The sequence below is a fragment of the Peptoniphilus sp. genome, assembly GCF_022767005.1.
Classification (GTDB): domain Bacteria; phylum Bacillota; class Clostridia; order Tissierellales; family Peptoniphilaceae; genus Peptoniphilus_A.
This window is the reverse complement of sequence record NZ_JALEOV010000011.1, coordinates 15,488-30,599: the sequence shown is the minus strand read 5'-3', so window position 1 is coordinate 30,599 and position 15,112 is coordinate 15,488. Positions and strand designations below refer to the sequence as shown.

Sequence of the window (15,112 nt, the reverse complement as noted above, 5' to 3'; positions counted from 1 at the left end):
CCTTAAATAAAATTATACAAAATGAATACAAAGGGACTAATAAAAATTAAACTGTCAAATCTATCAAGTATACCGCCATGTCCAGGAAGAACTTGAGCGTAATCTTTTATTCCTGTATATCTTTTTATCTTAGAAGCAAATAAGTCCCCAAATTGACCAGCTACGGAAGCTAAAAAAACAATTAAAACTACAAGAGCATTTATATTATAAATGGAATTGTATTTATTTAACATAATAAAATATGTCGTTGTAATAACAAGCGCAAAAAATGTACCGCCTATTGCACCTTCTACAGACTTGTTAGGACTTACTCTTTCTATTAATTTATGCTTTCCAAAAGTTGATCCAACAAAATATGCGAAAGTATCTGTTGAAAAAGATATTATAAAGGCAGAAATAATTAAATAGATATCGTCAATACTGCCAAGTAAATTCAATAAAAATATAGCATAAAAATAAGTAAAAAAAGTGTAAGTGTAATTGCTTATATCATAATTTTCTAAAAATACTAAAAGGCATGAGTTAACAACAAAAAAAAGAACAAGAGAATAAATTAAGTTTTTATCAAAAAAAGAACACAAAAAAGTTATAATTGCACCAAAAAATAAAACTGGCAAACATAACTTAATGCCTTTAATGTGAAGAGCATTGTAAATTTCTCTAACACTTTCAAGAGTCAAAAGAAAAATTGAGATCTTAATAGCGTTTATTCCCAAATAAAAAATTAAAATTATTAATAAAATACCCAATATTCCCGTGATAACTCTTTTTTGTAAATCTTTCAAAATTATAGTCCTCCGTACCTTCTGTTTCGCTTTTGAAAATCATAAATTGCCTTGTAAAATTCATTTTCATGAAAATCAGGCCACAATACATTTGAAAAATAAAATTCGCTATAAGCTAATTGATAAAGTAAAAAGTTAGAAACTCTGTATTCTCCACTAGGTCTAATTAAAAAATCAAGATCATCTTGTTCTTTTGTGTATAAATAGTTTTTAAAGTTTTCTGTGTTGATATCATCAATGTTAATTTTATTAGCAATAACTTCTTTGCAAATCATTTTTGTCGCTCTAACAATTTCACTTTGACCACCATAATTTAGCCCAATATTTAATATCATTCTATCATTTGATTTTGTTTCCTGCAATGCATATTCAATTAGTTTCACTATTGTGGGCGGAAAAACATTATAGTCGCCTAATACATTAATTTTAACATTATTTTTTTTTATTTTTTCTAATTGAGTTTTTATGTAAAAAGCTAATAAGTCCATAAGTTTTGAGATTTCATTATCGGGCCTCTTCCAATTTTCTGTAGAAAAGGCATATAAAGTTAAGGATTTTATATTTATTTTATAAGCTGCCTCAACTATTTCTATTACTCTTTTAGTTCCCTCTTTGTGCCCAAAAGTTCTTGGCATATTCCTATTTTTTGCCCATCTTCCATTCCCGTCCATAATTATCCCGACATGTTTCGGAATGTTATTTAAGTCTAATTCTTCGTAATAATTCATAAAACTCCTTAAAAAAAGAGCCTTAGAATAATCTAAGGCTAAAAATTAAATTTCCATAAGTTCTTTTTCTTTATTTTCTGCTACTTTGTCAACTTCTTTAATATATTTATCTGTCAACTTTTGAATATCTTCTTCATATGAAACCTTATCATCCTCAGAAATTTCCTTAGCTTTTTCAGCTTTTTTAATATCTTCCATAGCATCTCTTCTAATATTTCTAATAGAAATTTTTGCTTCTTCAGCATATTTGCCAACTAATTTTGTAAGATCTTTTCTTCTTTCTTCTGTAAGTTGAGGAATAACAAGTCTAATAATTTTTCCATCATTTGAAGGTGTTATTCCTAAATCTGATTTTAATATCGCTTTTTCAATTTCAGGAATTAAAGTAGAATCCCAAGGTTGAATTGTAAGTAGTCTTGGTTCTGGAGCAGAAAGACTAGAAACTTGATTAATTGGAGTTTGTTGTCCATAATATTCAACATGAATTTTGTCTAGTAAAGTAGTATTAGCACGACCTGCTCTTATAGATTGAAGTGATTCAACTAATGATCCTACAGTTTTTTTCATTCTGGATTCAGAATTATTTTTTAGATCAGATATCATAATATCCTCCTATTTAACACTTGTACCAATTTCTTCGCCACACACAACTTTATACATTGCATCTTCCTCATCAATTCCAAAAACCCTTAGAGGTATATTGTTATCCATGCAAAGTGTGGTTGCAGTGCCATCCATTATTTTTAAATTTTTATTTAAAATTTCTCTATAACTTAAATTGTCATATTTTTTTGCATTAGCATTTATATTTGGATCAGAGTCGTAAATTGCATCTGTACCTTTTTTAGCCAAAAGTATAACATCGGCATCAATTTCTGCTGCCCTAAGAGCAGCGGCAGTATCAGTTGAGAAATATGGATTTCCAACTCCAGCTGAAAATATAACAACACGACCCTTTTCTAAATGTCTTATAGCACGTCTTCTTATATATGGTTCTGCAACTTGCTTCATCTCTATAGCAGTTTGCACACGAGTAATAACGCCTAATTTTTCTAAAGAGTCCTGTAATGCTAAAGCGTTCATAACAGTACCTAACATACCAATATAATCAGATGTGGCACGATCAATATTATTTTCGTCGCGTCCTCTCCAAAAGTTTCCGCCACCTACAACAATTCCCGTCTCAACACCTAATTCATAAATTTTCTTTACTTGCCTTGCAATTAAATTGACATAATCAATATCAATTCCAACGGAATTTGAACCTGCTAGTGCTTCGCCGCTGAGTTTTAAAACAATTCTCTTATATTTTGGCATTTACTCCTCCAATTTGTTAACCTATTTGTTTAGCTACTTCTTCAGCAAAGTTTTCTTCTCTTTTTTCAAGACCTTCGCCAACTTCAAATCTAACAAATCTTCTGATCTTTATATTTTCACCAATTTTTGCTATTAAATCATTTAAAATATCCTTGATTTTTTTGTCTGGATCTTTAATGAAATCTTGGTCAAGAAGACAAATTTCTTCATAGAATTTTTCAAGTCTACCTTCTACCATTTTTTCAATAATATGTTCTGGTTTATTTTCTCCTCTTGCTTGTTCAGTAAGAATATTTTTTTCATGCTCAACTTCTTCAGCAGGAACTTCTTCACGACTAACATATTTTGGAGCAACTGCAGCAACTTGCATAGCAATATCTCTAACAAAATTTTTAAATTCTTCGTTTTTAGCAACGAAGTCTGTTTCAGAGTTTACTTCAACTAAAACCCCAATTCTTCCACCATGAATGTAAGAGTCAACAAGACCTTCAGATGCAATTCTTGAAGATTTTTTAGCAACAGATGCCAAACCTTTTTCTCTTAGAAAATCAACTGCCTTGTCCATATCTCCATTTGTTTCTGACAAAGCTTTCTTGCAGTCCATCATGCCTGCTCCAGTTTTTTCTCTTAATTCTTTAACTAACGCTGCTGTAATAGCCATTTTAATTCACTCCTTATTTATTTTAAAAAAAGAGAGTTTTAAAGGATTACTTTAGAACTCTCGAAATATCTTTACTCTTCTATAGTTGACTTTTCATCCTCAACAGTTTCTTCGCTTTCAATAGATTTTACAGAAACATCTTGAGTGGATTCATCATAATCATCATCGTTATCTTCAATTTGGCTTCCTTGTTTTCCTTCGATAACTGCATTAGCAATAGTTTCAGTAATAAGTTTTACTGCTCTAATTGCATCGTCATTTCCTGGAATTGGAATATCTAATTCTTCAGGGTCGCAATTTGTATCAACGATACCGATAACAGGAATTCCTAAAATATGTGCTTCTTTAACTGCAATTCTTTCTTTTTTAGGGTCAACTACAAATAGTGCTTGAGGCATTCCCTTCATTTCTTTAATTCCGCCAAGGAATTTTTCAAGTTTTTCTCTTTCATGTAGTAATTGAGCAACTTCTTTCTTTGGAAGAACGTCAAAAGTTCCATTTTCTTCCATTTCAAATAATTTGTATAGCCTTTCAATTCTCTTGTTAATAGTCTTATAGTTAGTTAAAAGACCACCTAACCATCTTTCATTAATGTAAGGCATACCACATTTAGTTGCTTCTTTTTCGATTGCGTCTTGAGCTTGTTTTTTTGTACCAACAAAAAGAACTTCTCCACCATTTGCTGCAATCTCTCTTACGAAATCATAAGCTTCTTCAACTTTTTTAACAGTCTTTTGAAGGTCAATTATATAAATACCGTTTCTTTCAGTAAATATAAATCTCTTCATCTTAGGATTCCATCTTCTAGTTTGGTGTCCGAAGTGAACACCGGCTTCTAATAAATTTTTCATTGAAATTACTGACATTTAAGCCACCTCCGTGTTTTTTCCTCCATTTTTATCACTTATCAAAGGGACCAAATTGGCAACTCCTTAGATATCAAAAAATGTGTGTATTAGTTACCGGATAAAAGTATAACATAATGTGTTAAAATTAGCAATATTTTGTTTATTTTATATTGACCTTTGCCAGTATTTAAAATTAAAAAAATAAAATTCTCTAAAGATTTAGAAAAAACTTTAATATTATATTAATACATAAAAAGACTAAGTTAGCCTGCCAAAAAATTTTAATTTTTTCAAGAAATAGTAAAAATATATAAAAAAGAGTCGATATCATACTACCGACTCTTTTATGTATTAGCCTCTCTATAAAGAGAGACTTTTTAATTAGTAAGCGATAAACTTGCTTCCTGGGCATCCGCAAATAGGGCATTTTTCTTCTTCTTCAAAAGCTATATATCCGCATACAGGACATAGATAAATATTTTCAACATCAAGGTCTTTACCTGAATCTACAGCTTCTTTTGCAGTTAAATATCTTTCAGCGTGAACTTTTTCAGCAGCTGTTGCAAATTTCATAGCTTTAACAGCTTCTTCTTCTCCTTGCATTTCTGCAACTGCGATAAAGGCAGGATACATTTGAGTTGACTCAAATATTTCTCCATTTCTTGCAGCTTCAAGGTTTTCAGAAGTGCTATTAATTCCAAAACCAGCCATTGATGTTACAGCAAAATCACCTGATACATCTTTAAGAGCTTTGAAATGAAGTGTTGCATGAATTTTTTCTGCATCAGAAGTTGCATCAAAAAGTCTTTTTACATTTTTAAATCCATCTTTTTCAGCTACATCACCCCAGATATTATATCTAGTACGAGCTTGAGATTCTCCTCCGAATGCTGATCTTAAATTGTCACTTGTCATTTGATTCATAATATTACCCCCATAAAATTTAATAATAAATTACTCTTATTATTATAGACTAATATTTATGAAAAATCAAATAAATCTACTAAATAAATCTAATATTCGTCTAAATCATTAATCTAAATTTTCAATTTTCTTTGTTTGATCATATGTTATCAAGGCGTCTATTATTTCATCTAAATCTCCGTCATTTATAGCATCAATTTTGTGAGATGTAAAATTAATTCTGTGATCAGTCACTCTTCCTTGAGGATAATTATAAGTTCTGATTCTTTCAGATCTATCCCCAGTTCCAATTTGTGAAGATCTTTCCATTGATTCTTTCTCATTTTGCTCTTGAAGTTTTAAATCATATAATTTAGACCTAAGTAATTTAATTGCTTTTTCCTTATTTCTAAGTTGTGATTTTTCGTCTTGACAAGAAATAACTATTCCAGTTGGAATGTGAGTAAGTCTTACTGCAGAGTCAGTTGTATTTACACATTGTCCACCATTTCCAGATGCTCGAAATACGTCGAATTTAATTTCTGTAGGATCAATTTCAACATCTACATCTTCGGCTTCTGGCAAAACTGCGACAGTAGCTGTGGAAGTATGAATCCTTCCACCACTTTCTGTTTCGGGAACTCTTTGAACTCTGTGCACTCCTGATTCATATTTTAATCTTGAGTAAGCCCCATTTCCTATAATCATGAATACAATTTCTTTGAATCCCCCAATTCCAATTTCATTTGAAGAGATTGTTTCAACTTTAAATCCAGATCTTTCTGCATATCTAACATATTGTCTATATAAAACTCCTGCAAAAAGAGCTGCTTCATCTCCACCAGCTCCAGCACGAATTTCTACCATTACATTTTTACTGTCATTTTTATCTTTTGGAATTAACAAAATCTTTAAATCATTTTCTAACGATTCAATTTTTTTTGTTTCTTCATTTATTTCTTCTCTTACTAAATTTTTAAATTCATCATCTAATTTTTCTTTAATCAATTCTTTATTTTCATTTAAAGAGTTTAAAGTATTTTTATATTCTCTATATTTTTCAACAATAGGTTCAATTTCAGCATGCTCAATTGCCTTTTGTTGATATAACTTAGAATCATTAATAACTTCTATATTGCTTAAATCTTTTTCAAGTTCAATTAATTTATCTTCAAAAACAGAAAGTTTTTCGTACATATTTGCTCCTATACTTTTAATTGTCCAACTACTACTCTATCTAAATTGTTTAGATCCTTAAAAATTTCAACATTAAAATTTTTTCTCATGAGCAATGAAACATCTTCTGCTTCATCATAACCTATCTCAAATACTAAAAATCCATTTTTATTTAAGTAATCTTGTGACTTTTTTATTATTTTTCTATAAAAACAAAGTCCATCACTTCCACCATCTAGGGCAAGTCTTGGTTCGTGATTTCTCACCTCAACTTGCAAGTTTTCTATTTCACTAGTTTTAATATAAGGAGGATTTGAGTAAATTAAATCAAATTTTTCGTCAACTTTCTCAAATAAATTGCTCTTTAAAATTTTAATATTTGATTTTAAAATTTTTTTATTTATATTTGAATTTTTAATTGCGTAGGGACTTATATCAACTGAAGTAATATTAATTTTCCCTTCACTTTCTAAATCAACAGTAATACTCACAATGCCTGTTCCACATCCAATTTCAAGCATATTTTTAATATTATTTTCTTTAACTAATTTTAATATTATTTCAACAGAAATTTCTGTATCCTGTCTAGGTATTAATACATTTTCTAAAACTGTAAAAGTCCTACCATAAAAATCTTCTTTTCCAAAAATATATTGTAGTGGTATTCCTTCTTGTCTTTTTGTTAAAACATTGAAATATTTTTCTTCTATTGATTTTTCAAGTTCTTCATCGTCATGTGCAATTAAATAATATAAGTCTTTATTTAAAAGTTCTGTTAAAATTTTTCGCGTTTCAAAAGCAGGATCTGTATATTCTAAATTTTTTAAAAATTTTCTTCCCTCAATAAGTGCATCTTTTATTTTCATAAATTTAAGTAATAAAAAAGGTTAGCTAGGCTAACCTTATTGTCATTTATTTCTCTTGTATCTGCTATTGAATTTTTCAATTCTGCCGCCATGATCAGAGAGTTTTTGCTTTCCTGTAAAGAAAGGATGACAAGCTGAACAAATTTCAACTTTTAAATCTTCTTTAACAGATCCTGTTTTAAAAGTATTGCCACAAGCACAAGTTACTGTAGCTTCTTTATAATCTGGATGAATTCCTTTTTTCATTGTTTAGCCCCCTTAAAGTATTTTATAACTCAATTTTTATATTATAACATAATTTTCATTATTATACAAATTATATTTATTACCTCAATTATTATACAATAAACTAGGCTATAAATCAACATTTTAAGAAACAAAGATAAACTATTTATTTAAAAACTCTGAATTATTCTTTGTATTTGAAAGTTTATCTAAAAATTTTTCAGTCACATCCTCAATATTCTCTTCGTTTAAATTTTTTCTAAACTCGTAATTAAATGCTAGCTCGTCTTTATTCAATAATAGTTCTTCTTTTCTTGTGCCAGATTTTAAAATATCAATAGCAGGAAAAATTCTCTTTTCTGAAAGAGTTCTGTTTAAGTGAAGTTCCATGTTGCCCGTTCCCTTAAACTCTTCAAAGATTACATCATCCATTCTTGAACCTGTATCTACAAGAGCAGTGGCAAGTATGGTTAAACTACCGCCCTCTTCAATATTTCTTGCAGCACCAAAAAATCTCTTTGGTTTGTGAAGTGATAGAGGATCAAGTCCTCCAGAAAGAGTTTTGCCACTTGTGGGCGTGATTAAATTATAGGCACGAGATAATCTAGTTAAAGAATCTAAAAGTATTACAACATCTTCTTTATTTTCAACTAATCTCTTAGCCCTATCGATTACCATTTCAGCAACACGAGCGTGATTTTTAGGGTTTTCATCAAAGGTTGAATACACTACTTCACCTTTAACAAATCTTTTCATGTCCGTAACCTCTTCGGGCCTTTCATCAACTAACAATACTATCAAATGCAAATTTGGATAATTTATATTAATTGATTTAGATATTTTTTTCAAAAGAGTTGTCTTTCCAGATTTTGGTTGAGATACTATTAGTCCCCTTTGACCAAGTCCTACTGGTGAAAGCAAATCTATTACCCTCATTGCTATATCTTCCTCTTTTGTCTCTAAATTAATTTTCTTTTTAGGATAGATTGGAGTTAGATTGTCAAAATAAGGTCTATTCAATACTTTTGAAGGATGCATTCCATTTACTAATTTAATATATAACAGAGCATTAAAACTTTCTCCATCCTTTGGAGGAGATTTAATTCCAAGAATTTCATCGCCATTTCTAAGTCTAAACTTTCTTATTTGTGATGGGGACACATAGATATCCTCTTCACTTGGAAGATAATTAACTCTTCTTAAAAATCCATAACCATCTTGATGAAGTTCTAAAATCCCTTTAACATAGTCTTTTTCTTCTAAATTTTTTAAAGTTTTTTGTGCATTTTCTGAAAGATCTGAATTTTCAATTTTTTCATTTTCTCTTATTAAATTTATTTCTTTAATTAGTGCTTCTTTTTTTAAACTATAGGATTTTTCAATTCCATAATCTTTAGCAATATCTCTAAGTTCAGAAACTTTTAACCTCTCCAAAGGTTCATCTTTCAAATTTTTATTTTGGATCTCACCCTTAATAATATAATGTTTTAAATCTTCAATATCATATTTTTCAACATCTTTTAATCCTAATGATTTAGAAATTTTTCTCAAATCATCTATGGATTTATTTTTTAATTCATTGTCATTGTTCATAATAATTATTTTGCGTAATCAGGTTTTAAATCAAGAGAGTGAATTGATTTTATAAATCTTTGCGTTCCACTAGGAAGTCTTAGGACTAAAGTTTCAGTCTTTGCTTTATTGTCTCCGTAGTATTTTACTCCTTCAAGAATTTCTCCAGAAGTAATACCAGTTACTGAGAAAATAACTTCATTTCCCTTTACTAAATCTTCAATTGTATAAACCTTTTTTAAATCTGAATCTAAATCCCTACATCTTTGCTCTTGCTTTTCATCTGTTGGATGAAGTCTTCCTTGGAAATCTCCACCTAAACATTTTAAGGCTGCAGCTGCAATTACCCCTTCAGGTGCACCTCCACGACCAATTACAAGATCAATTCCAGAATCTTCATAACAAGTTTCAATAGCTGTAACAACATCGCCGTCAGAAACTTTTTTAACTCTCGCTCCAATAGAAATTATCTCATTAATTAGATTTTCATGTCTAGGTCTATCTAAAACAGCTACGACTATATCATTAATATTTTTGTTAAGAGCTTTTGCTACTCTTTTAATATTTTCAGTTGGTGTATCGTCAAGTTTAATAAGTCCCTTAGCTTTTGGTCCACAGGCAATTTTATCCATGTATATATCAGGTGCATTTAAAAGACATCCTTTAGGAGCTACTGCAAGTACAGCGATAGAATTATCAGTACCATTTGCAATAGAATTTGTTCCATCAATAGGGTCAACTGCAATATCTACTTCTTCTTCGCCTTTTTTTGTACCAATTTTTTCTCCAATATAAAGCATAGGAGCTTCATCAATTTCTCCTTCGCCAATAACTACAGTTCCATCAATATCAACTGTGTCAAACATTCTTCTCATCGCATCAACTGCGGCACCATCTGCTGCATTTTTGTCTCCCCTTCCAAGCCATTTACCTGCTGAAAGTGCTGCCGCTTCTGTTACTCTTGCTAAGTTTAGTGCTAAATTTCTGTCCATCTTATTTCTCCTTTGTCTTTACATTTTTAAAATCTTCTAAAAATTTTTTTAAACCACTATCTGTTAATTCATGCTTAATCATTTCTTTAAATATTTTATAAGGAATAGTTGCTATATCTGCACCAGTTTTCGCAACATCTTCTACATGATTTATATGTCTTATGCTCGCTGCAATAATTTGAGTATTATATCCATATTGTTTAAATATATATGCTATATCCTCAACAAGATTAATTCCTGATTCACCAATATCATCAAGTCTTCCCATGAAAGGACTCACATAGGTAGCACCAGCATTTGCTGCTAATAAAGCTTGAGAAACTGAAAATACCAAAGTTACATTGGTCCTTATACCCTCTTTATTAAGTATATTTACAGCCTTTAATCCCTCTTCAATCATTGGAATTTTTATTACAATATTCTTAGAAATTTTTGCAAGAGCTCTTGCTTCTTTAAGCATTCCATTCAAATCTGTAGAAATAACTTCCGCAGAAATATCTCCATCAACAATTTCAGATATTTCTTTGATCACATCTTCAAAAACTCCGCCACTTTTTGAGATAAGTGTTGGGTTAGTTGTTACTCCTGATAGAACACCCCAAGAATTAATTTCCTTAATTTCTTCAATATTTGCCGTATCAATAAAAAACTTCATCTAATTAATCATCCCTTTCAAGTAAACATACTGATTCTGAGGAAATTCCCTCTTCCCTTCCAATAAAGCCAAGTTTTTCAGTTGTCGTTGCCTTTATAGAAATATTTTCTATATCCGTATTTAAAATATCAGCAATTACCTTTCTCATTTTGTCAATATAGGGTGCTAATTTTGGCTTTTCGCAAGCGACGACAACATCAATGTTTCCAATTTTATAGTTTTTAGATTTCATAATTTCAAAAACTTTTTTTAAAAGAATTTTTGAATCAACGTCTTTGTAATTATTGTCATTATCAGGAAAATGGTAGCCAATATCTCGAAGAGCAAGGGCACCTAAAATTGAATCCATAATCGCATGAATAAGTACATCTGCATCAGAATGGCCTAAAAGTCCCTTTTCATAAGGAATTTCAATTCCGCCAATAAATAATTTTCTATCTTCTACTAATTTATGAACATCATAACCAATTCCTATTCTCATGTATTCACCTTCTTTACTAGGATGTTTGCAATGGACAAGTCTTCCCTTGTAGTAATTTTTATATTGTCATATGAGTTATAAATTAATTTCACTTTAATTCCCGTCTTCTCAACTAAGGAGCAATCGTCTGTACCATAATATCCTTCAGAATAAGCTTGATCGTAAGCCTTCATAAGAATATCTTTTTTAAAAACTTGAGGCGTTTGAACTTGCCACAGTCTATCTCTATTTGGAGTGTAATCTACAAGTTTTCCATCCGTAGAAACTTTTATAGTGTCTTTAACTGGATTTGCCAAGACAGCTGCTCCAGTATCCAATACATTCTCAATTGCTTCGTCAATTTTATCTACTGATACAAAGGGCCTTGCTCCATCATGTGTAAGGATAATATCAGTTTTTTCTGGCATTTTTAAAAGTCCATTATAAATTGAATCCTGTCTCTCTTTGCCACCGTAGACTATTTTGTAATTTATGTTAATTTTATGTTTTTCAATGATATCATATACATATCGCATATCACTTTTTTTTACTATCAAAATTAAAAAGTCAATGTACTTTGATTTTTCAATCTTCTTAATAGTATGAGCAAGTATTGGCTTGTCATTAATGGAAAGAAATTGTTTATTTATTCCCATATTCATTCTCTTTCCCATTCCCGCTGCAGCAACAAAGGCCGTTACAAAATTATTATTAAACATGACATCACTCTTCTTCAAGTTGTAAATTGTTTACAGCATATTTTAAAAGTTCACCTGCAATAGGGGCAGCTGCCTCTGACCCATAATCTTTTACGTTTGGAATTACAACTGCAATTGCAACTTTTGGATCATCTGCAGGAGCAAATCCTATAAACCAGGCATTATTAGTTCCTTCTTTTAAATCAAGTTGAGCAGTACCAGTCTTTCCTGCAACTTTCAAGCCATGAACATAAGCTTCTGTTCCAGTACCATTGTTAACAACATTGACCATGTATTTAGTAATTTGATTCGCATTTTCTTTAGAGGTTACTTCGCTTAAAACAGTTGGAGAATTTCTCAATATATTCTTTCCATCTGAGGAATCAATTCTTTTTACAATATGAGGTTGCATCATTACACCATCATTAGCAATGGTAGACGCCACCATACACATTTCAAGAGGCGTAACTAAAACTGTGTCGTGTCCAATACCTGCAGCTCCAAGTGCAGTTCTATCAAATCCACTCCTCTTGTAATCCCATGTTGAAGTTTCTAGAGGTAGTTCAAAATCAACTTTTTTATTTAACATGTATTTCTCAGAAACTTGTGCCATTTCATCTATTCCCATATCAACAGATTTTCTTACGAAATAAGTATTTAATGAATTTGTAAATGCTTTTTTAAGGTCAACTCTTCCATAAGTTTTGTTGCCTGCATTTCTAAATTCACGACCATTATCAATTTTTTCCACTCCCTCATCTGTATAATTTTGTGAAATTCCAGATTCTAGTATGGCAGTAGTTGTAATTATCTTATAAATTGAACCAGGTGCAAATTTTCCTTTTGTGGAACTATTAAAAAGGGCCCCATTATTTTCCTCATTAATTTTTTGCATATCCTTGGCTATATTTTGCGAATTAAAGTCTGGAAGTGAAATCATGGAAAGAACTTCTCCAGTTTTGGGATTCATCATTACTACTGAACCTTTTTCAGTTTTCCCTGATAAAACTGATCTAGTTTTTTCTTGAAGATTAGTATCAGTTGTTAATGTAACATCATCTCCACTATATAGATCATAATTTTTATTTATTATTGATTTGAAGGTTTTTAAAATCTTTGAGCCCTCTTTACCAACGAGATAGCTATTTAGTTCTTTTTCAAGACCGTATTTGTCTACTATTTTGTCAGAATAACCTATTATGTGAGAATAAATAACAGGTTGATTGTAAATTCTGTGATAATTATATTTTTCTCCATTTGAATAAGCAAGAACTTCGTGATTTCTGTCGTAAAAAGTTCCACGTTTAACAGAATTTTCTCTCAACTCACTTCTTCTGTTTGCAGGATGATTAATAATGTCTCCTGCTTTAAAGACTGTGAAATAAGTGAGATAAATTATTGGAGCAACTAATAGCATCATTAAAAAAACAAGTAAAACCAAAATTCTCTTATTGTCTTTACTATTCATTGTCAATTCCCCTATCATATTTGTAAGATAAATCTTCACTAGTAACTTGAAGTATTCCAAGTGCAACAAAACTTGAAATCATAGAACTTCCACCATAAGAAATGAAAGGAAGTGTAAGTCCTGTCATTGGTATTAATTTTATAACACCACCAATATTAAGAAAAGCTTGTACTGTAAATAAAATTGCAATAGCGAGAGCAAGAATCCTGTAAAACAAATATTCTTGATTTAGTGCAATCTTTATGGCTCGATAAACTAAAAGCATATAGAGCATAATAATTCCAATGCCTACTAATATGCCCATTTCTTCACAAATTGATGAAAATATAACATCTGAGTAAGAAAAGGCAATTTGTTTTGGATAACCAAGCCCAATTCCTTGACCGAAAAATCCACCTTCGCTTATTCCAAAAAGTGACTGAACAATTTGTCTAGCGCTATTTACTACTTTATCAGCTGTCCATGGGTTTAGCCAAATATCAACTCTATTTCTGACGTGAGAAAATAAAAAATATCCAGCTACTGAGCCAAACAACATAAGTCCAATATTCACTATAATTGATTTCCTGTCTTCATCATAAATGTATTGAAGAAGAGTATACACGATAATAAATATAGCAGCTGTTCCAAGGTCTCTTTGAATAAATAAAAACCCAACAAAAATGTATATTACCGCCATTAAGTAATACGAAGTATGCTTGTAATTTAATTTTTTAAGTCTTGTTTGGAAAGTTGTATAAAAAGAAGCTATTAAAAATATTACTAAGATTTTAGTAAATTCTGAAAGCTGAATTGTTATCCCTTCTGAAATTTCTATCCAGTTTTTTGCACCATATTTATCTGGAGCAAAAATAATTGTGAGAAGAAAAAATAAAATTGAAAGCCCTAAGTAAAGACCTGTCATATATTCAAGTCTTCTCATAGCTCTAATTACAAAATATGTTAAATAAAAAACTAATATACCTGCCAATACCCAAATAAGTTGTCTTAACCCAAGTTTTGGAGACAACCTATATATAGTTATAATTCCAAGACTCAAAAGCATTGAAACTATTAAAAATATATAATTATCTCCTGAAGATACTTTTCCCAAAACTAAATTTGAAATGTATACAATTAAAATCAAACCTAAAAATAAAATAACTATATATTTATCAACATTGTTATTGTTAAAAGAAAACAACAATAAAATACTTAGAATTTCAAAAATCAAAAGGAGATTTCTAGGCTTTCGCTGTTTTAAAATATTATCTAACACAATTTCACCTTTTATCTACAAAAATAAATTGAATAAAACCAACACCAATTTTGTCATTATTTTGAAGTTCAATTAACTCATTGGGTTCAATTTTCGCACCATTTAAAAAAGTTCCATTGGCAGAACCAAGGTCTTCAATATAATATGCTTGATTTTTGTCAAGAATTTTTAAATGATTTTTACTTACAAATTTATCCTTTATAACCACATCGTTCCTTGAACTTCTGCCAAGAGTTATATCGCCATCTATTACATAATACTCCTGCATCTTAAAGTTCAATGAATCAAGTCTATTTACCACTTTTAAATAAGCATCGTCAAGGGACTCTCCTCCACTTGTCATGCTTTTTACATCGAGATACATAAGTCTTAAAATACTAAAAATAAAAAGATAAATTAAGATTATAAAAACATATCTCAGCACTTGTGAGATTAATTCAAACATATTACACCTCTTCGTCTTAAACTCTCTATAATTATATACTCTTTACTTTTATTTT

General features: G+C 30.2%; 18 protein-coding genes. All 18 read right to left on the bottom strand.

The genetic code is table 11. The features are described 5' to 3' along the window. Positions 1 to 2: 2 nt before the first annotated feature. Complete coding sequence (locus tag MR285_RS01050) at positions 3 to 785, bottom strand: phosphatidate cytidylyltransferase (protein ID WP_293557269.1); 783 nt, start codon at positions 783 to 785, stop codon at positions 3 to 5. A gap of 2 nt (positions 786 to 787) precedes the next feature. Continuing rightward, a complete protein-coding gene (locus MR285_RS01045) occupies positions 788 to 1,513 on the bottom strand; it encodes an isoprenyl transferase (protein WP_293557268.1) in 726 nt (241 codons plus the stop codon). A 45-nt stretch (positions 1,514 to 1,558) separates the two neighbouring features. Then, positions 1,559 to 2,116 carry a ribosome recycling factor gene (frr, locus tag MR285_RS01040; protein ID WP_293557267.1) on the bottom strand — a complete coding sequence of 186 codons (558 nt, stop codon included), beginning with the start codon at positions 2,114 to 2,116 and terminating at the stop codon, positions 1,559 to 1,561. Positions 2,117 to 2,125: 9 nt separating this feature from the next. Beyond that, positions 2,126 to 2,830, bottom strand: coding sequence for a UMP kinase (gene pyrH, locus MR285_RS01035; RefSeq protein ID WP_293557266.1), 705 nt, complete (start codon positions 2,828 to 2,830; stop codon positions 2,126 to 2,128). A gap of 16 nt (positions 2,831 to 2,846) precedes the next feature. Beyond that, entirely contained in the window at positions 2,847 to 3,491 is a 645-nt protein-coding gene (tsf, locus tag MR285_RS01030; protein ID WP_293557265.1) for a translation elongation factor Ts, read from the bottom strand. 71 nt (positions 3,492 to 3,562) lie between these two features. After that, positions 3,563 to 4,357: a 30S ribosomal protein S2 gene (rpsB, locus tag MR285_RS01025; protein ID WP_293557264.1), complete on the bottom strand. Its 795-nt coding sequence runs from the start codon at positions 4,355 to 4,357 to the stop codon at positions 3,563 to 3,565. A gap of 363 nt (positions 4,358 to 4,720) precedes the next feature. Then, complete coding sequence (locus MR285_RS01020; RefSeq protein ID WP_293557263.1) at positions 4,721 to 5,263, bottom strand: ferritin family protein; 543 nt, start codon at positions 5,261 to 5,263, stop codon at positions 4,721 to 4,723. Positions 5,264 to 5,371: 108 nt separating this feature from the next. Further along, positions 5,372 to 6,439, bottom strand: a complete 1,068-nt coding sequence (prfA, locus tag MR285_RS01015; RefSeq protein ID WP_293557262.1) for a peptide chain release factor 1 — start codon at positions 6,437 to 6,439, stop codon at positions 5,372 to 5,374. Positions 6,440 to 6,447: 8 nt separating this feature from the next. After that, positions 6,448 to 7,284: a peptide chain release factor N(5)-glutamine methyltransferase gene (prmC, locus tag MR285_RS01010; protein ID WP_293557261.1), complete on the bottom strand. Its 837-nt coding sequence runs from the start codon at positions 7,282 to 7,284 to the stop codon at positions 6,448 to 6,450. Positions 7,285 to 7,326: 42 nt separating this feature from the next. Continuing rightward, positions 7,327 to 7,530, bottom strand: coding sequence for a 50S ribosomal protein L31 (gene rpmE, locus MR285_RS01005; RefSeq protein ID WP_005956574.1), 204 nt, complete (start codon positions 7,528 to 7,530; stop codon positions 7,327 to 7,329). Between the two features lie 141 nt (positions 7,531 to 7,671). After that, the gene (gene rho / locus MR285_RS01000) at positions 7,672 to 9,102 is read right to left on the bottom strand and encodes a transcription termination factor Rho (protein WP_293557260.1); all 1,431 of its coding nucleotides are present in this window, start codon (positions 9,100 to 9,102) and stop codon (positions 7,672 to 7,674) included. 5 nt (positions 9,103 to 9,107) lie between these two features. After that, the gene (glpX, locus tag MR285_RS00995; protein ID WP_293557259.1) at positions 9,108 to 10,073 is read right to left on the bottom strand and encodes a class II fructose-bisphosphatase; all 966 of its coding nucleotides are present in this window, start codon (positions 10,071 to 10,073) and stop codon (positions 9,108 to 9,110) included. Position 10,074: 1 nt separating this feature from the next. Continuing rightward, positions 10,075 to 10,728, bottom strand: coding sequence for a fructose-6-phosphate aldolase (gene fsa / locus MR285_RS00990; protein WP_293557258.1), 654 nt, complete (start codon positions 10,726 to 10,728; stop codon positions 10,075 to 10,077). Positions 10,729 to 10,732: 4 nt separating this feature from the next. Beyond that, positions 10,733 to 11,209 carry a 2-C-methyl-D-erythritol 2,4-cyclodiphosphate synthase gene (gene ispF / locus MR285_RS00985; protein WP_293557257.1) on the bottom strand — a complete coding sequence of 159 codons (477 nt, stop codon included), beginning with the start codon at positions 11,207 to 11,209 and terminating at the stop codon, positions 10,733 to 10,735. Next, positions 11,206 to 11,907: a 2-C-methyl-D-erythritol 4-phosphate cytidylyltransferase gene (gene ispD, locus MR285_RS00980; protein ID WP_293557256.1), complete on the bottom strand. Its 702-nt coding sequence runs from the start codon at positions 11,905 to 11,907 to the stop codon at positions 11,206 to 11,208. Before ispD ends, ispF begins: the two co-directional genes overlap by 4 nt. A 4-nt stretch (positions 11,908 to 11,911) precedes the next feature. Further along, positions 11,912 to 13,354 carry a penicillin-binding protein 2 gene (locus MR285_RS00975; RefSeq protein WP_293557255.1) on the bottom strand — a complete coding sequence of 481 codons (1,443 nt, stop codon included), beginning with the start codon at positions 13,352 to 13,354 and terminating at the stop codon, positions 11,912 to 11,914. After that, positions 13,347 to 14,612, bottom strand: a complete 1,266-nt coding sequence (locus MR285_RS00970) for an FtsW/RodA/SpoVE family cell cycle protein (protein WP_293557254.1) — start codon at positions 14,610 to 14,612, stop codon at positions 13,347 to 13,349. Before MR285_RS00970 ends, MR285_RS00975 begins: the two co-directional genes overlap by 8 nt. A 4-nt stretch (positions 14,613 to 14,616) precedes the next feature. After that, positions 14,617 to 15,057: an FHA domain-containing protein gene (locus MR285_RS00965; protein ID WP_293557253.1), complete on the bottom strand. Its 441-nt coding sequence runs from the start codon at positions 15,055 to 15,057 to the stop codon at positions 14,617 to 14,619. Positions 15,058 to 15,112 lie beyond the last annotated feature (55 nt).